Annotated in this window: 14 protein-coding genes; 12 read left to right on the top strand and 2 right to left on the bottom strand. The window is 67.4% G+C overall.

Annotation, left to right across the window (positions count from 1 at the left end; translation table 11 throughout):
- The first annotated feature begins 317 nt into the window (after window positions 1–317).
- From rpoB to AC5Y31_RS12010, 9 genes are all read left to right on the top strand, one after another.
- A complete protein-coding gene (gene rpoB, locus AC5Y31_RS12050; protein ID WP_301631450.1) occupies window positions 318–3,854 on the top strand; it encodes a DNA-directed RNA polymerase subunit beta in 3,537 nt (1,178 codons plus the stop codon).
- A 38-nt stretch (window positions 3,855–3,892) separates the two neighbouring features.
- Window positions 3,893–7,843 carry a DNA-directed RNA polymerase subunit beta' gene (locus AC5Y31_RS12045; protein WP_301631449.1) on the top strand — a complete coding sequence of 1,317 codons (3,951 nt, stop codon included), beginning with the start codon at window positions 3,893–3,895 and terminating at the stop codon, window positions 7,841–7,843.
- 136 nt (window positions 7,844–7,979) lie between these two features.
- Window positions 7,980–8,858, top strand: coding sequence for a type IV toxin-antitoxin system AbiEi family antitoxin domain-containing protein (locus tag AC5Y31_RS12040; protein ID WP_301631447.1), 879 nt, complete (start codon window positions 7,980–7,982; stop codon window positions 8,856–8,858).
- Window positions 8,859–9,010: 152 nt separating this feature from the next.
- Window positions 9,011–10,501, top strand: coding sequence for a glutamate-cysteine ligase family protein (locus AC5Y31_RS12035; protein ID WP_499980556.1), 1,491 nt, complete (start codon window positions 9,011–9,013; stop codon window positions 10,499–10,501).
- Window positions 10,502–10,568: 67 nt separating this feature from the next.
- Window positions 10,569–11,327, top strand: coding sequence for a deoxyribonuclease IV (locus AC5Y31_RS12030; RefSeq protein ID WP_499980554.1), 759 nt, complete (start codon window positions 10,569–10,571; stop codon window positions 11,325–11,327).
- 341 nt (window positions 11,328–11,668) lie between these two features.
- Window positions 11,669–13,309, top strand: a complete 1,641-nt coding sequence (locus AC5Y31_RS12025) for an acyl-CoA dehydrogenase family protein (protein ID WP_065025327.1) — start codon at window positions 11,669–11,671, stop codon at window positions 13,307–13,309.
- 41 nt (window positions 13,310–13,350) lie between these two features.
- On the top strand, window positions 13,351–14,286 hold the full coding sequence (locus tag AC5Y31_RS12020) for a crotonase/enoyl-CoA hydratase family protein (RefSeq protein ID WP_065025328.1): 936 nt from the start codon (window positions 13,351–13,353) through the stop codon (window positions 14,284–14,286).
- Between the two features lie 7 nt (window positions 14,287–14,293).
- The gene (locus AC5Y31_RS12015) at window positions 14,294–15,031 is read left to right on the top strand and encodes a PaaX family transcriptional regulator C-terminal domain-containing protein (RefSeq protein ID WP_234787439.1); all 738 of its coding nucleotides are present in this window, start codon (window positions 14,294–14,296) and stop codon (window positions 15,029–15,031) included.
- Complete coding sequence (locus tag AC5Y31_RS12010) at window positions 15,028–15,792, top strand: crotonase/enoyl-CoA hydratase family protein (RefSeq protein ID WP_499980552.1); 765 nt, start codon at window positions 15,028–15,030, stop codon at window positions 15,790–15,792. Before AC5Y31_RS12015 ends, AC5Y31_RS12010 begins: the two co-directional genes overlap by 4 nt.
- Window positions 15,793–15,812: 20 nt before the next feature.
- On the opposite strand, the gene AC5Y31_RS12005 is transcribed toward AC5Y31_RS12010, so the two are convergent.
- Entirely contained in the window at window positions 15,813–16,208 is a 396-nt protein-coding gene (locus AC5Y31_RS12005) for a DUF3060 domain-containing protein (RefSeq protein WP_499980550.1), read from the bottom strand.
- Entirely contained in the window at window positions 16,205–16,570 is a 366-nt protein-coding gene (locus AC5Y31_RS12000; protein ID WP_065025332.1) for a DUF3060 domain-containing protein, read from the bottom strand. The genes AC5Y31_RS12005 and AC5Y31_RS12000 overlap by 4 nt, the downstream gene beginning before the upstream one ends.
- A gap of 142 nt (window positions 16,571–16,712) precedes the next feature.
- On the opposite strand from AC5Y31_RS12000, the gene AC5Y31_RS11995 reads away from it, so the two are divergent.
- The 3 genes from AC5Y31_RS11995 (at window position 16,713) to rpsG (ending at window position 18,440) form a co-directional block, all read left to right on the top strand.
- A complete protein-coding gene (locus tag AC5Y31_RS11995; RefSeq protein WP_065025333.1) occupies window positions 16,713–17,342 on the top strand; it encodes a TetR/AcrR family transcriptional regulator in 630 nt (209 codons plus the stop codon).
- Between the two features lie 253 nt (window positions 17,343–17,595).
- Window positions 17,596–17,970 carry a 30S ribosomal protein S12 gene (rpsL, locus tag AC5Y31_RS11990; protein WP_007767794.1) on the top strand — a complete coding sequence of 125 codons (375 nt, stop codon included), beginning with the start codon at window positions 17,596–17,598 and terminating at the stop codon, window positions 17,968–17,970.
- Window positions 17,970–18,440 carry a 30S ribosomal protein S7 gene (gene rpsG / locus AC5Y31_RS11985; RefSeq protein WP_024441009.1) on the top strand — a complete coding sequence of 157 codons (471 nt, stop codon included), beginning with the start codon at window positions 17,970–17,972 and terminating at the stop codon, window positions 18,438–18,440. The genes rpsL and rpsG overlap by 1 nt, the downstream gene beginning before the upstream one ends.
- The last annotated feature ends 17 nt before the right edge of the window (window positions 18,441–18,457 follow it).

Below are 18,457 nucleotides of genomic sequence, written 5' to 3'. Positions count from 1 at the left end.
TTTGTGCTCGGGGCTCCGGCGGAGGCCAGCCAGCACCGATAGGGTCCCGGGACGCGGCGGTTGAGGTTTGCGTCAGCCTGCGCTATTGTTGGACGTTGCGCTGGCTTCCTCCTGCCCACCCTTACCCGCACCCGAACCCGCAGCACCAGCCCGAGTCGCGTTCGTTGGCTCGTTTAGGGCTTGTGACGTCGTGGTTTGGCTGTGCGTGAGACCGGACAGAGCGTCCGCCAGCCGAACCAACGGTCGATATCCGCAGCGAACGGGGTCTGGTGAGAACCGGGACCCGCTGGCCGCATTAGGTGCTGGAAGGATGCATCTTGGCAGTCTCCCGCCAGAGCAAGAAGAACGCTTCAGGTACTACCACCCAAAATTCCCCCAATAGTTCCGTGCCCGGAGCTCCCAACCGGATCTCCTTCGCCAAGCTGCGCGAGCCGCTCGAGGTTCCGGGTCTGCTCGACGTGCAGACCGACTCCTTCCAGTGGCTGATCGGTGCTCCGGAATGGCGCGAAAAGGTGGCCAAGCTGACCGGCGCGACGCCCAAGGGCGGCCTCGAAGACGTGCTCGAGGAACTCTCGCCGATCGAGGACTTCTCCGGCTCGATGTCGCTGTCGTTCTCCGACCCGCGGTTCGACGAGGTCAAGGCGCCGGTCGAGGAGTGCCGCGACAAGGACATGACCTACGCCGCGCCGCTGTTCGTCACCGCGGAGTTCATCAACAACAACACCGGTGAGATCAAGAGCCAGACGGTGTTCATGGGTGACTTCCCGATGATGACCGAGAAGGGCACCTTCATCATCAACGGCACCGAGCGTGTCGTCGTCTCCCAGTTGGTGCGCTCGCCCGGCGTGTACTTCGACGCCAGCATCGACAAGTCCACCGAGAAGACGCTGCACTCGGTCAAGGTGATCCCGGGCCGCGGTGCCTGGCTGGAGTTCGACGTCGACAAGCGCGACCTGGTCGGCGTTCGTATCGACCGCAAGCGCCGCCAGCCGGTTACCGTGCTGCTCAAGGCGCTGGGTTGGACCAGCGAGCAGATCCGGGAGCGGTTCGGCTTCTCCGACATCATGATGTCGACGCTGGAGAAGGACAACGCCGCCAACTCCGACGAGGCGTTGCTGGACATCTACCGCAAGCTGCGGCCGGGCGAGCCCCCCACCAAGGAGTCCGCGCAGACCCTGCTGGAGAACCTGTTCTTCAAGGAGAAGCGCTACGACCTGGCCCGGGTGGGTCGCTACAAGATCAACAAGAAGCTGGGCCTGCCGGCCGCACCCGCCGACGTCGAGTCGTCGCCCACCACGCTGACCGAAGAGGACATCGTGGCCACCATCGAGTACCTGGTGCGGCTGCACCAGGCCGCTCAGGACGGCCAGCAGGGCACCATGACGGTGCCCGGCGGCGTCGAGGTGCCCGTCGAGGTCGACGACATCGACCACTTCGGCAACCGCCGGCTGCGCACCGTGGGTGAGCTGATCCAGAACCAGATCCGGGTCGGGCTGTCCCGGATGGAGCGCGTGGTCCGGGAGCGGATGACCACCCAGGACGTCGAGGCCATCACGCCGCAGACCCTGATCAACATCCGCCCGGTGGTCGCCGCGATCAAGGAGTTCTTCGGCACCAGCCAGCTCTCCCAGTTCATGGACCAGAACAACCCGCTGTCGGGTCTGACCCACAAGCGCCGGCTGTCGGCGCTGGGGCCCGGTGGTCTGTCCCGTGAGCGCGCCGGCCTGGAAGTTCGTGACGTGCACCCGAGCCACTACGGCCGGATGTGTCCGATCGAGACCCCGGAAGGCCCGAACATCGGTCTGATCGGGTCGCTGTCGGTGTACGCGCGGGTGAACCCGTTCGGCTTCATCGAGACGCCCTACCGCAAGGTGGTCGACGGTGTCGTCAGCGACGAGATCCACTACCTGACCGCCGACGAGGAGGACCGCCACGTCGTGGCGCAGGCCAACTCGCCGCTGGAGGACGACGGCCGGTTCGCCGAGGAACGAGTTCTGGTGCGCCGCAAGGGCGGCGAGGTCGAGTACGTGTCGTCGGCCGAGGTCGACTACATGGACGTCTCGCCGCGCCAGATGGTGTCGGTGGCCACGGCCATGATTCCGTTCCTCGAGCACGACGACGCCAACCGTGCCCTGATGGGCGCCAACATGCAGCGTCAGGCGGTTCCGCTGGTGCGCAGCGAGGCGCCGCTGGTGGGCACCGGCATGGAGCTGCGCGCCGCGATCGACGCCGGTGACGTGATCGTCGCCGACAAGACCGGCGTCATCGAGGAGGTCTCGGCCGACTACATCACGGTGATGGCCGATGACGGCACCCGGCAGACCTACCGGATGCGCAAGTTCAACCGGTCCAACCACGGCACCTGCGCCAACCAGCGTCCGATCGTCGACGCCGGCCAGCGGGTTGAGGTCGGCCAGGTGATCGCGGACGGCCCGTGCACCGACAACGGCGAGATGGCCCTGGGCAAGAACCTGCTCGTGGCGATCATGCCGTGGGAGGGGCACAACTACGAGGACGCGATCATCCTGTCCAACAGGCTGGTCGAGGAGGACACGCTGACCTCGATTCACATCGAGGAGCACGAGATCGACGCCCGCGACACCAAGCTGGGCGCCGAGGAGATCACCCGGGACATCCCCAACGTCTCCGATGAGGTGCTGGCAGACCTCGACGAGCGCGGCATCGTCCGCATCGGCGCCGAGGTCCGCGACGGCGACATCCTGGTCGGCAAGGTCACTCCCAAGGGTGAGACCGAGCTGACGCCCGAGGAGCGGCTGCTGCGCGCGATCTTCGGTGAGAAGGCCCGTGAAGTCCGCGACACCTCGCTGAAGGTGCCGCACGGCGAGTCCGGCAAGGTCATCGGCATCCGGGTGTTCTCCCGCGAGGACGACGACGAGCTGCCCGCCGGGGTCAACGAGCTGGTGCGCGTCTACGTCGCGCAGAAGCGCAAGATCTCCGACGGTGACAAGCTGGCCGGCCGCCACGGCAACAAGGGCGTCATCGGCAAGATCCTGCCGGCCGAGGACATGCCGTTCCTGCCGGACGGCACCCCGGTCGACATCATCTTGAACACCCACGGTGTGCCGCGACGGATGAACATCGGCCAGATCCTGGAGACCCACCTGGGCTGGATCGCCAAGACCGGCTGGAACATCGATGTGGCTGCCGGTGTGCCGGACTGGGCCGACAAGCTCCCCGAGGAGCTGTACACGGCCAGCCCGGACACCCGCACCGCCACCCCGGTGTTCGACGGCGCGCAGGAGAACGAGCTGCAGGGTCTGTTGTCCTCGACGCTGGCCAACCGCGACGGCGAGGTCATGGTCAACGCCGACGGCAAGGCGAGGCTGTTCGACGGCCGCTCCGGTGAGCCGTTCCCGTACCCGGTGACCGTCGGCTACATGTACATCATGAAGCTGCACCACCTGGTGGACGACAAGATCCACGCCCGCTCCACCGGCCCGTACTCGATGATCACCCAGCAGCCGCTGGGCGGTAAGGCGCAGTTCGGTGGCCAGCGGTTCGGTGAGATGGAGTGCTGGGCCATGCAGGCCTACGGTGCGGCCTACACGCTGCAGGAGTTGCTGACGATCAAGTCCGACGACACCGTGGGCCGCGTCAAGGTCTACGAGGCGATCGTCAAGGGCGAGAACATCCCCGAGCCGGGTATCCCGGAGTCGTTCAAGGTGCTGCTCAAAGAGCTGCAGTCGCTGTGCCTCAACGTCGAGGTGCTGGCGAAGGACGGCGCGGCGATCGAATTGCGCGAAGGCGAGGACGAGGACCTGGAGCGGGCAGCCGCCAACCTGGGAATCAACCTGTCCCGCAACGAATCCGCCTCGGTGGAAGACCTCGCTTAGTTATTAGCTACTAAACCCGCAAGGGGAAAGGGAGTTACGTGCTCGACGTCAACTTCTTCGATGAGCTCCGCATCGGCCTGGCGACCGCGGAGGACATCCGGCAATGGTCCTACGGTGAGGTCAAGAAGCCGGAAACGATCAACTACCGCACGCTCAAGCCCGAGAAGGACGGCCTGTTCTGCGAGAAGATCTTCGGACCGACTCGCGACTGGGAGTGCTACTGCGGCAAGTACAAGCGCGTGCGCTTCAAGGGCATCATCTGTGAGCGCTGTGGCGTCGAGGTGACTCGCGCCAAGGTGCGTCGTGAGCGGATGGGCCACATCGAACTGGCCGCCCCGGTCACCCACATCTGGTACTTCAAGGGCGTGCCGTCCCGGTTGGGCTACCTGCTCGACCTGGCGCCCAAGGACCTCGAGAAGATCATCTACTTCGCGGCCTACGTCATCACCGCGGTCGACACCGAGATGCGCCACAACGAGCTGTCCACGCTGGAAGCCGAGATGGTCGTCGAGAAGAAGGGCGTCGAGGACCAGCGCGACGCGGACCTGGAGGCCCGCGCCCAGAAGCTGGAGGCCGACCTGGCCGAGCTGGAGGCCGAGGGTGCGAAAGCCGATGTGCGGCGCAAGGTTCGCGATGGCGGCGAGCGCGAGATGCGCCAGCTGCGCGACCGGGCCCAGCGTGAGCTGGACCGGCTCGACAACATCTGGGACACCTTCGTCAAGCTGGCTCCCAAGCAGCTGATCGTCGACGAGACCGTCTACCGCGAGCTGGTCGACCGCTACGGCGAGTACTTCACCGGTGCGATGGGTGCCGAGTCGATTCAGAAGCTGATCGAGACCTTCGACATCGACGCCGAGGCCGAGTCGCTGCGCGACACCATCAAGAACGGCAAGGGGCAGAAGAAGCTTCGCGCCCTGAAGCGTTTGAAGGTGGTGGCGGCCTTCCAGCAGTCGGGCAACTCCCCGATGGGCATGGTGCTCGACGCGGTGCCGGTGATCCCGCCGGAGCTGCGCCCGATGGTGCAGCTCGACGGTGGCCGGTTCGCCACGTCCGACCTCAACGACCTGTACCGCCGGGTCATCAACCGCAACAACCGGTTGAAGCGACTGATCGACCTCGGGGCGCCCGAGATCATCGTCAACAACGAGAAGCGGATGCTGCAGGAGTCCGTCGACGCGCTGTTCGACAACGGCCGTCGCGGCCGGCCGGTCACCGGCCCGGGCAACCGTCCGCTGAAGTCGCTTTCCGATCTGCTCAAGGGCAAGCAGGGCCGGTTCCGGCAGAACCTGCTCGGCAAGCGTGTCGACTACTCGGGCCGTTCGGTCATCGTGGTCGGTCCGCAGCTCAAGCTGCACCAGTGCGGTCTGCCCAAGCTGATGGCACTCGAGCTGTTCAAGCCGTTCGTGATGAAGCGACTGGTCGACCTGAACCACGCGCAGAACATCAAGAGCGCCAAGCGGATGGTGGAGCGGCAGCGCCCGCAGGTGTGGGACGTCCTCGAAGAGGTCATCGCCGAGCACCCGGTGCTGCTCAACCGGGCACCCACGCTGCACCGCCTGGGTATCCAGGCCTTCGAGCCGCAGCTGGTGGAGGGCAAGGCCATCCAGCTGCACCCGCTGGTGTGTGAGGCCTTCAACGCCGACTTCGACGGCGACCAGATGGCGGTGCACCTGCCGCTGAGCGCCGAGGCGCAGGCCGAGGCCCGCATCCTGATGCTGTCGAGCAACAACATCCTGTCGCCGGCCTCGGGTCGCCCGCTGGCCATGCCGCGTCTGGACATGGTGACCGGCCTGTACTACCTGACCACCGAGATCGAAGGTGACGCAGGCGAATACGTCCCGGCCGCCAAGGACCGCCCGGAGTCCGGCGTGTACTCCTCGCCGGCCGAGGCGATCATGGCCGTCGACCGCGGTGCGCTTTCCGTGCGGGCCAAGATCAAGGTGCGTCTGGACCAGCTGCGGCCGCCGGCCGAGGTCGAGACCGAGCTGTTCGGCGCCAACGGCTGGCGGCCGGGCGACGCCTGGATGGCCGAGACCACGCTGGGCCGGGTGATGTTCAACGAGCTGCTGCCCACCGGGTATCCGTTTGTGAACAAGCAGATGCACAAGAAGGTTCAGGCCGTCATCATCAACGACCTGGCCGAGCGCTACCCGATGATCGTGGTCGCCCAGACCGTGGACAAGCTCAAGGACGCCGGCTTCTACTGGGCCACCCGTTCGGGGGTCACGGTCTCGATGGCCGACGTGCTGGTGCCGCCGCGCAAGAAGGAGATCCTGGACTCCTACGAGGAGCGCGCCGACAAGGTCGAAAAGCAGTTCCAGCGTGGCGCTCTCAACCACGAGGAGCGCAACGAGGCGCTGGTGGAGATCTGGAAGGAAGCCACCGAGGAAGTGGGTCAGGCGCTGCGTGACCACTACCCGTCGGACAACCCGATCATCACCATCGTCGACTCCGGTGCCACGGGTAACTTCACTCAGACCCGGACGCTGGCCGGCATGAAGGGCCTGGTGACCAACCCCAAGGGTGAGTTCATCCCGCGGCCGATCAAGTCCTCCTTCCGTGAGGGCCTGACGGTGCTGGAGTACTTCATCAACACCCACGGTGCTCGAAAGGGCTTGGCGGACACCGCGTTGCGTACCGCCGACTCGGGTTACCTGACCCGTCGTCTGGTGGACGTGTCGCAGGACGTGATCGTGCGCGAGCACGACTGCGGCACCGAGCGCGGGATCATGGTGGAGTTGGCCGAGGTGGCCGCCGACGGATCGTTGATCCGCAACGCGTTCATCGAAACCTCCGCCTACGCCCGCACGTTGGCCGTCGATGCGGCCGATGCGAAGGGCAAGGTCGTCATCGAGCGCGGCCACGACCTCGGCGACCCGTCGATCGAGGCGCTGCTGGCTGCCGGAATCACCAGCGTGAAGGTGCGTTCGGTGCTGACCTGTGCCACCGGCACCGGCGTGTGTGCGACCTGCTATGGCCGGTCGATGGCCACCGGCAAGCTGGTCGACATCGGCGAGGCCGTCGGCATCGTCGCGGCCCAGTCCATCGGTGAGCCCGGTACCCAGCTGACCATGCGTACCTTCCACCAGGGTGGTGTCGGTGAGGACATCACCGGTGGTCTGCCGCGGGTGCAGGAGCTGTTCGAGGCGCGGATCCCGCGCGGCAAGGCGCCGATCGCCGACGTCGCCGGACGGGTGCAGCTCGAAGAGGGCGAGAAGTTCTACAAGATCACCATCGTGCCGGACGACGGTGGCGAGGAAGTGGTCTACGACAAGCTGCCCAAGCGTCAGCGGCTGCGTGTGTTCAAGCACGAGGACGGCTCGGAGCGGTTGCTGTCCGACGGCGACCACGTCGAGGTCGGCCAGCAGCTCATGGAGGGCTCGGCCGACCCGCACGAGGTGCTGCGTGTGCAGGGCCCGCGTGAGGTGCAGATCCACCTGGTCAACGAGGTCCAGCAGGTCTACCGGGCCCAGGGTGTGTCGATCCACGACAAGCACATCGAGGTGATCGTCCGGCAGATGCTGCGCCGGGTGACCATCATCGACTCGGGCGCCACGGAGTTCCTGCCCGGTTCGCTGACCGAGCGAGCCGAGTTCGAGACCGCGAACCGGCGGGTGGTGGCCGAGGGGCTGGAGCCCGCGGCTGGCCGTCCGGTGCTGATGGGTATCACCAAGGCGTCGCTGGCCACCGACTCGTGGCTTTCCGCGGCGTCGTTCCAGGAGACCACCCGCGTGCTGACCGATGCGGCGATCAACTGCCGCAGCGACAAGCTGCAGGGTCTGAAGGAGAACGTGATCATCGGCAAGCTGATCCCGGCCGGTACCGGGATCAACCGGTACCGCAACATCGCGGTGCAGCCGACCGAGGAGGCCCGGGCCGCTGCGTACACGATCCCGTCCTACGAGGATCAGTACTACAGCCCGGACTTCGGTGCGGCCACCGGTGCCGCGGTGCCGCTGGACGACTACGGCTACAGCGACTACCGGTAGCGTTTTTCTGCGCGAGCAGACGCGAAAGCCCCCATTTTGAGGCCGAAATGGGGGCTTTCGCGTCTGCTGGGCGGGGGTGACCGGTTATACACAGGGGTGACTTTCCCGTCGGCCACGACTCCGCCACCCTCGGGCGATGTCGATCGACGAGATCTTCGCCGCCAACGGCGGTGTCGCCACCACCGGGCAACTCCTTGACGTGATCAGCCGCAAAGCCCTGGCCTGTCATGTGCGGGCGGGCCGGGTGGTGCGGTTGCGTCGCGGTGTCTATGCCGCTGCCCAGCCCGACGTGTTCGGTCGGCTCGCCGCGCTGGACCTTGCCACCGGCACCCGAATCGTCGCCTGCTTAGGCACCGCAGCAGCCCTGTACGGCTTCGACACCGACGCGGACCCCCGGTTGCACGTCCTGGACCCCGGCATCCGCCTGCGCCCCACACCCGACGTGATGGTGCATCAGCGCCTTGGCGCCCCGCTGCGGACGGTAGGGGGACGACTCGCCACCGCGCCGGCGTGGACGGCGATCGAGGTGGCGCGAACATTGTGGAGGCCCCGCGCGCTGGCGACCCTCGACACCGCAGTGCGCATCGGGGCGTGCACGCCGCCGGAGTTGCGCCAGGTCATCTCGGAGCAGAAAGGGCGTCGGCAGATCGTCAAAGTCCGCGAATTGGCTACCTACATCGATGGGCGTGCCGAGTCGGAAATGGAGAGTGAGGCCCGCCTGGTGTTCATCGACGCCGGCATGCCCATGCCTGAGTTGCAATACGAGATCGTCGACCGCTGGGGTGACCGCTGGCGTGTCGATTTCGCCTGGCCGGAGGCGCGTTTGGCGGCAGAGTACGACAGCATCGACTGGCACATGGGCCCCAAAGCGTTGTTGCATGACCGTTTGAAGATCGCCCGATTACAGGAGTGCGGCTGGCTCTCGGTTCCCATGACGGTCAACGATGTTCGCCGAGATCCGCTACGGCTGGTGGCGCGTATCAATGCTCACTTGAATCAGCGCCTGGCCGCGTGATCCCTTCCGGCGAGCAGTCCCCCGCAAGCGGGTGGTGCCCCCAGCGAAAGCCCCCATTTGGACCCCGAAATGGGGGCTTTCGCGTCTGCTCGCGGGTGGGGGGCCGGGCACTCGGGTTGCGGGCACCGCGCCGAGCAGGTTGCATCGTTGGCATGGGGGACGAGGTCAAGCGCACCGACTACAGTCGCACCCAGCGTCAGCTCTACCGGCGCAAGATCCAACAGTGCCTCGACGTCTTCGAGACGATGCTGGCGCGGTCCAGCTTCGACTGTGACGACCAGCCGCTGACCGGCATGGAGATCGAGGCCAACCTGGTCGGCGGTGATTACCGGCCGGTGATGGCCAATTCCGACGTGCTCGCCGCGATCGACGATCCGGCTTATCAGCGCGAGTTGGGCGCCTTCAACATCGAATTCAACGTCCCGCCGCGACCGCTGCCCGGGCGCCTCGGGCTGGAGCTGGAGGCCGAGGTGCGCGCCAGCCTCAATGCCGCGGAGGTCAAGGCCCACGCCGACGGCGCACGCATCGTGATGATCGGCATTCTGCCCACGCTGATGCCCGAGCACCTGACCGGTGACTGGATGAGCGAGTCGGCCAGGTATGCGGCGCTCAACGATTCGATCTTCGCTGCGCGCGGAGAAGACCTCGCCATCGACATCGACGGCCCGGAGCCGCTGAGCCTGCAGGCGGCGACCATCGCACCGGAATCGGCGTGCACCAGCATGCAACTGCACCTTCAGGTGTCGCCGGCTCAGTTCGCCGACCACTGGAACGCCGCGCAGGTACTGGCCGGCCCGCAGCTGGCCCTGGGCGCCAATTCGCCGTACTTCTTCGGCCACCGGCTGTGGGCGGAGACCCGGGTCGAGCTGTTCGCCCAGTCCACCGACACCCGCCCCGACGAGCTGAAGAACCAGGGCGTCCGGCCGCGGGTGTGGTTCGGTGAGCGGTGGATCACCTCGATCTTCGATCTGTTCGAGGAGAACGTGCGGTATTTCCCGTCGCTGCTGCCGGAGGTCTCCGAGGAGGATCCGGCCGCCGAGCTGGCGCAGGGCCGCACGCCGCAGCTGGCCGAGCTGCGCCTGCACAACGGCACGGTGTACCGGTGGAACCGGCCGGTCTATGACGTCGTCGACGGACGGCCGCACCTGCGCGTGGAGAACCGGGTGCTGCCGTCCGGACCGACCGTTGCCGACATGCTGGCCAACGCGGTCTTCTACTACGGCCTGTTGCGCAGGATGGCCCGTGACCGACGGCCGCTGTGGACCCAGATGCGTTTTGCCGTCGCCCACAGCAACTTCCGTGCTGCCGCCCGCCACGGCCTGGACGCCCGGCTGTACTGGCCCGAGCTGGGCGAGGTCAGCGTGCCAGAGCTGACCCGGCGCGAGCTGCTTCCGATGGCCCGGCAGGGCCTGGACGAGTGGGGGGTAGCCGCCGAAGTCTCCGACCGGTACCTGGGCATCATCGAGAGCCGGGTCGACTCCGGGCGCAACGGTGCCAGCTGGCAGGTGGCGACGGTGCGGGCGTTGCAGGCGCAGGGGATGAGCCGGCCGGACGCCCTGGCGGAGATGCTGCGGCGCTACTGCGCACACATGCACACCAACCAGCCGGTGCACACCTGGGACTGGCCCACACCTGGCAACTAGCCTGATTGTCCGGCTCCTCAGCCGGCTCGTCCCTCGCCCGGATCGTCGCCGAACTAAGCTCACCGGCGTGTTGATCGGTTCCCATGTGCGCCCTGCTGATCCGTTGGCCGCCGCGGAGGCGGACGGCGCCGACACGGTGCAGATCTTTCTCGGCAACCCGCAGAGCTGGAAGCCCCCCAAACCGCGGGAGGACGCCGAGCGCCTGCGACAGGCCGCGCTGCCGATCTATGTGCACGCGCCCTACCTGATCAATCTGGCCTCGCCGAACAACCGGGTGCGCATCCCCTCGCGCACCGTCCTGCAGCAGACCTGCGATGCCGCCGCCGACATCGGCGCGGCCGCGGTGATCGTGCACGGCGGAAACGTCAGCGCCGACGACGACGATCCGGAGGCCGGGTTCGTCCGCTGGCGCAAGGCGCTGGACCGGCTGGAGACGACGGTGCCGGTGTATCTGGAGAACACCGCCGGTGGCGAGTATGCGATGGCCCGGCGTTTCGACACCATCGCCAAGCTGTGGGACCACATCGGCGACACCGGGGTGGGGTTCTGCCTGGACACCTGCCACACCTGGGCTGCCGGAGAGAAGCTGGCCGACGCGGTGGAGCGGATCAAGGGCATCACCGGCCGCATCGACCTGGTGCACTGCAACGACTCGCGGGACGCCGCCGGCTCCGGCCGGGATCGGCACGCCAACTTCGGTACCGGCCAGATCGATCCCGAGCTGCTGGTCGCCGTGGTCAAGGCCGCCGGCGCCCCGGTCATCTGCGAGACCGCAGACGAGGGCCGCAAGGCCGACATCGCGTTCCTGAAAGAGCGCCTCGGCTGACCCAAACCGGCTGACCACTGGACGAAGACCGCACCTCCCCGATTCGGCCTCCAATAATCCGTTCTGTCTGTTTTCCCGTGAAGCAGATGACAAGCGGTTGGTGGTGTGCTATTAATTTCCTATGGCTCCGCGAGTAGGGCGGCTTGCAGGTCCATTGCGCCGGGAGGGTTTTCGATGACTGAACGGCTGCGGCGGAAATGAGCTGCCCCTAGCGCGGCGCCCATAGACGCGGCGGTCACGGCCTGGAACCTCCCGACCTCGGGCCGTGACCGCCGTTTTGTTCCGAACATAAGTGCAGTTACATGCGTTGTGCGTACGTCGGAAAACTGTAATACTGCGCTATGGCCGACACGCATATCGTCACCAACCAGGTCCCTCCGCTGGAGGGCTACAACCCCGGTTCATCGCCGGTTCTCCTCGAGGCGCTGATCCGCGAGGGGGGTCAGTGGGGCGTCGACGAGGTCACCGGCCTCGGCGCCATCTCCGGCTCACGGCAGACCCAGCGCTGGGGTGAGCTCGCCGATCGCAACCGGCCGGTCCTGCACACCCACGACGTCGTCGGCAACCGCATCGACGAAGTGGAATACGACCCCGCCTACCACGAGCTGATGCGCACAGCGATCGAGCACGGCCTGCACGCCGCGCCGTGGGCCGACCCGCGGCCGGGCGCCCACGTGGTGCGGGCCGCCCAGACCGGGGTGTGGACCGCCGAACCGGGCCACATGTGCCCGATCTCGATGACGTACGCGGTCGTCCCGGCCCTGCGCTACAACGATGAACTGTCGAAAACCTACGAGCCGCTGTTGACCAGCCGGGTCTATGACCCCGAGCTGAAAGTGCCGGCCGACAAGGCGGGCCTCACCGCGGGCATGTCGATGACCGAGAAGCAGGGCGGCTCCGATGTGCGCGCCGGCACCACCCAGGCGGTGCCCAACGCTGATGGCAGCTACACGCTGACCGGGCACAAGTGGTTCACCTCCGCGCCGATGTGCGACGTGTTCCTGGTGCTGGCCCAGGCGCCCGGTGGCCTGAGTTGCTTCTTTCTGCCGCGGGTGCTGCCGGATGGCACCCGCAACCGGATGCGGCTGCAGCGGCTCAAGGACAAACTCGGCAACCACGCCAACGCCTCCAGTGAGATCGAGTACGACGGCGCCACCGCGTGGCTGGTCGGCGACGAGGGCCGCGGCGTCTCGGTCATCATCGAGATGGTCAACCTCACCCGGCTGGACTGTGCGCTGGGCAGCGCCACCAGCATGCGGATGGGGCTGGCCCGCGCCATCTACCACGCGCAGCACCGAAAAGCGTTCGGCGCCTACCTGATCGACCAACCTCTGATGCGCAACGTGCTGGCCGACCTGGCGGTAGAGGCCGAAGCGGCCACCATGGTGACCATGCGGATGGCCGGCGCCACCGACAAGGCGGTCCAGGGTGACGACCGGGAGGGGCTGCTGCGCCGGATCGGGCTGGCGGCCACCAAGTACTGGGTGTGCAAGCGCGCCACCCCACACGCCGCCGAGGCGATGGAATGCCTGGGCGGCAACGGCTACATCGAGGACACCTTGATGCCGCGCCTCTACCGGGAGGCGCCGCTGATGGGCATCTGGGAGGGTTCGGGCAACGTCAGCGCGCTGGATACGCTGCGGGCCTTGGCCACCCAGCCCGACTCGGTGGCGGTGCTCTTCGACGAGCTGGCCGACAGCGCCGGGCAAGACGTCCGGCTCGACGCCCACGTCGCTGCCCTCAAGGCGCAGCTGGGCGACCTCGCCGACGTGGACGCGGCGCAGTACCGGGCCCGCAAGATCGCCGAGGACATCTGCCTGGCACTACAGGGGGCGCTGCTGGTGCGGCACGGTCACCCGGCCGTCGCCGAGGCGTTTCTGGCCACCCGATTCGGCGGGCAGTGGGGCGGGGCGTTCGGTACGCTTCCCGCGGGCCTGGACCTTGGGCCGATCCTCGAGCGCGCTGTCGTCAAAGGGTCGTAACGGGGTCTCCAAGGGTCGTAAACGGTCAGAAAAGGCGACATATGCGGCACCATATTGCCCCGGTCGAATTCGACAATCTGCGCACGATGACCTACGAGGTCACCGATCGCATCGCCCGGATCACCTTCAACCGCCCGGAAAAGGGCAACGCGATCACCGCCGACACCCCACTGGAGTTGTCGGCCCTGGTGGAGCGCGCCGACCTGGACCCGAATGTGCACGTGATCCTCGTGTCCGGCCGCGGCGAGGGATTCTGCGCGGGCTTCGATCTGGGTGCCTACGCCGAGGGGTCGTCGTCACCGGGCGGCGAGAACTACCGCGGCAGCGTGCTCGACGGCAAGGTCCAGGCGACAAATCATCGCCCGGACCAGCCCTGGGACCCGATGGTCGACTACCAGATGATGAGCCGGTTCGTCCGGGGCTTCGCCTCGCTGATGCACGCCGACAAGCCGACCGTGGTCAAGATCCACGGTTACTGCGTGGCCGGTGGTACCGACATCGCATTGCATGCCGACCAGGTGATCGCGGCCTCCGACGCCAAGATCGGCTATCCGCCGATGCGGGTATGGGGAGTGCCGGCGGCCGGGTTGTGGGCACACCGGCTCGGCGACCAGCGCGCCAAACGCCTTCTGCTGACCGGGGATTGCATCACCGGCGCGCAAGCCGCCGAATGGGGTCTGGCGATCGAGGCCCCCGATCCGGCCGATCTCGACGAGCGCACCGAACGCCTGGTGGCCCGCATCGCCGCCATGCCGGTCAACCAGCTGATCATGGCCAAGCTGGCGCTCAATACTGCGCTGCTGCAACAGGGGGTGGCCACCAGCCGGATGGTCAGCACCGTCTTCGACGGCGTGGCGCGGCACACCCCGGAGGGGCACGCGTTCGTCGCTGATGCGGGCGCGCACGGCTTCCGCGAGGCGGTGCGGCACCGCGACGAGCCGTTCGGCGACTATGGCCGACAGGCATCCGGGGTGTAAGCGTCAGATGGCTGAGACCCCAGTTCGCATGACGGCCCGCTCGGTGGTGCTGTCGGTGCTGCTGGGTGCTCACCCCGCTTCGGCCACCTCAGCTGAATTACTCAGGCTCACTGCAGGTTTCGGCATCAAAGAAACCGCGATGCGAGTGGCGCTGACCCGGCTGGTCGCCGCCGGGGAGCTGGTGCGCTCCACTGAGGGCTACGGGCTCTCCGACCGTCTGCTGCAACGTCAGCGCCGGCAGGACGAGGCGCTGAATCCGCGCACCCGGCACTGGGGCGGCGACTGGCTCGCGGTGGTGATCACCAGCATCGGCTGCGACGCGCGAACCCGGGCCGCCTTGCGCTCCGGGCTCACCGAGCGGCGATTCGCCGAACTGCGCGAAGGGATTTGGATGCGGCCGGACAACATCGACGCCGAGCTGGGCGCTGATCTGGCCTCCCATACCCGGCTGCTCACCGCGCGCGACGAACGGCCGGCCGAACTGGCCGGCAAGCTGTGGGATCTGGCCGGGTGGGCGGACACCGGCAACGAGCTGCTCACCGCGATGGCTCAGGCTCCCGACGTGCCCGACCGCTTCACCGTCGCCGCGGCCATGGTCCGCCATCTGCGCCGCGACCCGGTGCTGCCGGCCGAACTGCTGCCGCCGGACTGGCCGGGCGATCGGATCCGCAGTCGCTATCGGGAATTCGTCGACGAAGTGGCGGCGCGGCGCGATGCGGACCAAGCGATGGAGGTGCCGTCATGACGGACTCGGTGCGGGTGGAGCGCAGCGGTGCGGTGACGACGGTGATCCTGAACCGGCCGCAGGCCCGCAACGCCGTGGACGGGCCGACCGCGGCCGCGCTGTATCAGGCCTTCGCCGACTTCGACCGCGACGACACCGCCTCGGTGGCGGTGCTGTGGGGGGATCACGGAACCTTCTGTGCGGGAGCCGATCTCAAGGCCCTGGGCACCGAGAAAGCCAACCAGACCCACCGCACCGGGCCGGGGCCGATGGGCCCGACCCGAATGACGCTGTCCAAGCCGGTGATCGCCGCGGTGAGCGGCTATGCGGTGGCCGGCGGCCTGGAGTTGGCGCTGTGGTGTGATCTGCGCGTCGCCGAGGCCGATGCCGTGTTCGGGGTGTTCTGCCGGCGCTGGGGGGTGCCGCTCATCGACGGCGGCACAGTGCGGTTGCCCCGGCTGATCGGCCACAGCCGCGCCATGGACATGATCCTCACCGGCCGCGCCGTGGACGCCGATGAGGCGCACGCGATCGGGTTGGCCAACCGAGTGGTGCCCAACGGGCAGGCCCGCGCCGCGGCCGAGCAATTGGCCGGCGAACTCGCCGAGCTGCCGCAGGGCTGCCTGCGCTCGGATCGGCTGTCGGCGCTGCGACAGTGGGGGATGACCGAAGCCCACGCGATGGATCAGGAATTCGCCAGCCTGTCGCGGGTGGCCGAGGAGGCGCTGCACGGGGCGGGCCGGTTCGCCGGCGGTGCCGGCCGGCACGGCGCCAAAGCCTGACCGGCGGCCGGCGCCAAAGCCTAGCGCTTATCGGCGATGGTGTTGCCCGAACCGCGATCGTCCACCGTCGGCTCGCCGCTGCGGTAGGTGATGGAGTTGTTGAGCCCGGTGACCGTCAGCGACTTCTCCACCCGCTCTACGGTGATCCGGTTGTCGGCACCGGCGACGTTCACCGCTTCGCAGCGGCCCCGGACCGTCAGCCGGTTGTTGGATCCGGCCACGGTCAGCGACTTGCCGTCGGCGCAGTCCACCGCCGACGTCGTCCCGAACGATTGGTAGTTGATCGTCTCGTCAAAGCTCTTGGAGACCCGGGCGGATTCAGGCGACTCCGAGCCGCAACCGGCCACGCCGGCGCACATCGCCACCAGCACAACACCGAAAAACGAGCAGCGGCTTCGGCGGTGATCGCGGGTCACGCCGGTACGCGGGCGAGCCGGTTGGTCATCCCCAGCTCACGTCCGCGGTCGAACAGGAAAGGGTCGCCATTCTTGTAGTAGACGGTCTGGTCGTAGCCGTAGACGGTGACGTCGTTGATGATGTTCTCGGCGATGACGGTGTTCTGCGAGCCCTGCATGGTCACCGCCCAGCAGTCCCCGAAGGCATGCACGGTGATGTTGACCCCGTTGATGAACAGGGTGCCGCCCTGGCAGTCCAGCGTGCGCGTCTCATGCACCCCGTAGATGTGGATGTCGCCGGGCACGGCCTGTGCGTCCGGGGCGCCGGCCAGCGGAGCGGCCGCAAAGGTCAGCAGCGCAGCTCCCAGCGCGCTCCATTTCATCTCCCGTGCCCCTCTCGCCGGACGCGATTTCGGCAAAGCTTACGTCGCGCCGGCTCGGCCGTACGCGGGTTCCCCTACATATCGGTGGATTAGAGTTCTTTGCTGATCTGTCCGGCACGCACTGCTACGAAGGGCAACCGCCATGTCAGCTCGACCAGACCTGCCGTCGGCGGGCGGTCGCTCGCGTGCCAACGGCAAATCGGGGGCGCGCCCGGTCAAGCTGAGCCGGGAGGTCATCGTCAACGCCGCACTGAACTTCCTGGACCGCGAGGGCTGGGACGCGCTGACCATCAATGCGCTGGCCACCCAGCTGGGCACCAAGGGCCCGTCGCTGTACAACCACGTGCACAGCCTGGGTGACCTGCGCCGCGCGATGCGGATGCGGGTCATCGACGACATTCTCGAGATGCTGACCCAGGTCGGCCAGGGCCGCGCCCGCGACGACGCGGTGCTGGTGATGGCCGGGGCCTACCGCAGCTACGCCCACCACCACCCGGGCCGCTATTCGGCGTTCACCCGGATGCCGCTGGGCGGGGAGGACCCGGAGTACACCGCCGCAGCCACCCGCGCGGCCGCCCCGGTGATCGAGGTGCTGTCGTCCTACGGGCTCGACGGTGATCGGGCGTTTCACGCGGCGCTGGAGTTCTGGGCGGCGATGCACGGATTCGTGCTGTTGGAGATGACCGGAGTGATGGATGACGTCGACACCGACGCCATCTTCTCGGACATGGTGCGCCGGCTGGCGTCGGCGATGGAGAGCCGAACCGGGTAGCGGCCGCGCGGCCCGAAAGGGCTGGGGCGACGCGCTTTGACCTGCCGGAGTCCAGGCGGGTATTGTGGTAGCTCGTGCCTGGCCACCGAGGCGCGTTTGGTGACATAACGCGCGCGCCTGGCCCAATTCGCATGTCCATTATGCAGCGGAGGAATCCGCAGCGGCCCATGCGACACGCCCGACCGCGGGGTAGCGGAAGGGCACAGACCGCAGGATTTACAGAGTTTCGAACAGCGATACAGGAAGCCGGTAGATGCCAACCATTCAGCAGCTGGTCCGCAAGGGCCGCCGCGACAAGGTCGCCAAGGTCAAGACCGCGGCCCTCAAGGGCAGCCCGCAGCGTCGTGGCGTGTGCACCCGCGTGTACACCACCACCCCGAAGAAGCCGAACTCGGCGCTTCGCAAGGTGGCCCGCGTCAAGCTGACCAGCCAGGTGGAGGTGACCGCCTACATCCCGGGTGAGGGTCACAACCTGCAGGAGCACTCAATGGTGCTGGTGCGTGGTGGTCGGGTGAAGGACCTGCCGGGTGTGCGCTACAAGATCATCCGCGGCTCGCTGGACACCCAGGGGGTCAAGAACCGCAAGCAGGCCCGCAGCCGCTACGGCGCCAAGAAGGAGAAGAGCTGATGCCGCGCAAGGGTCCCGCTCCCAAGCGTCCGCTGGTCAACGACCCGGTTTACGGGTCGCAGCTGGTCACCCAGCTGGTCAACAAGGTGCTGTTGGACGGCAAGAAGTCGCTGGCTGAGCGCATCGTCTACGGCGCCTTGGAGCAGGCCCGGGACAAGACCGGCACCGACCCGGTCGTGACGCTCAAGCGCGCGATGGACAACGTCAAGCCGGCCCTCGAGGTGCGCAGCCGCCGCGTCGGTGGCGCCACCTACCAGGTTCCGGTCGAGGTGCGTGCCGAGCGCTCCACCACGCTGGCGCTGCGCTGGCTGGTGAGCTTCTCGCGGGCGCGCCGGGAGAAGACCATGATCGAGCGCCTGGCCAACGAGATCCTGGATGCCAGCAATGGCCTGGGTGCCGCCGTCAAGCGGCGGGAAGACACCCACAAGATGGCCGAGGCGAACCGGGCGTTCGCGCACTACCGCTGGTGATCCAGCCGGCCTAACCC

This window comes from Mycobacterium sp. NGS18 (assembly GCF_059813185.1).
This window is presented reverse-complemented; position numbering and strand designations above follow the sequence as displayed.

Bases quoted from the DNA above. Each gene is read 5' to 3' on its own strand.
- AC5Y31_RS12040 (WP_301631447.1), top strand. From the start codon at position 7,980: ATGTCGATCGACGAGATCTTCGCCGCCAACGGCGGTGTCGCCACCACC.
- AC5Y31_RS12035 (WP_499980556.1), top strand. From the start codon at position 9,011: ATGGGGGACGAGGTCAAGCGCACCGACTACAGTCGCACCCAGCGTCAG.
- AC5Y31_RS12025 (WP_065025327.1), top strand. From the start codon at position 11,669: ATGGCCGACACGCATATCGTCACCAACCAGGTCCCTCCGCTGGAGGGC.
- AC5Y31_RS12020 (WP_065025328.1), top strand. From the start codon at position 13,351: ATGCGGCACCATATTGCCCCGGTCGAATTCGACAATCTGCGCACGATG.
- AC5Y31_RS12015 (WP_234787439.1), top strand. From the start codon at position 14,294: ATGGCTGAGACCCCAGTTCGCATGACGGCCCGCTCGGTGGTGCTGTCG.
- AC5Y31_RS12010 (WP_499980552.1), top strand. From the start codon at position 15,028: ATGACGGACTCGGTGCGGGTGGAGCGCAGCGGTGCGGTGACGACGGTG.
- AC5Y31_RS12000 (WP_065025332.1), bottom strand. From the start codon at position 16,570: ATGAAATGGAGCGCGCTGGGAGCTGCGCTGCTGACCTTTGCGGCCGCT.
- AC5Y31_RS11995 (WP_065025333.1), top strand. From the start codon at position 16,713: ATGTCAGCTCGACCAGACCTGCCGTCGGCGGGCGGTCGCTCGCGTGCC.
- rpsL (WP_007767794.1), top strand. From the start codon at position 17,596: ATGCCAACCATTCAGCAGCTGGTCCGCAAGGGCCGCCGCGACAAGGTC.
- rpsG (WP_024441009.1), top strand. From the start codon at position 17,970: ATGCCGCGCAAGGGTCCCGCTCCCAAGCGTCCGCTGGTCAACGACCCG.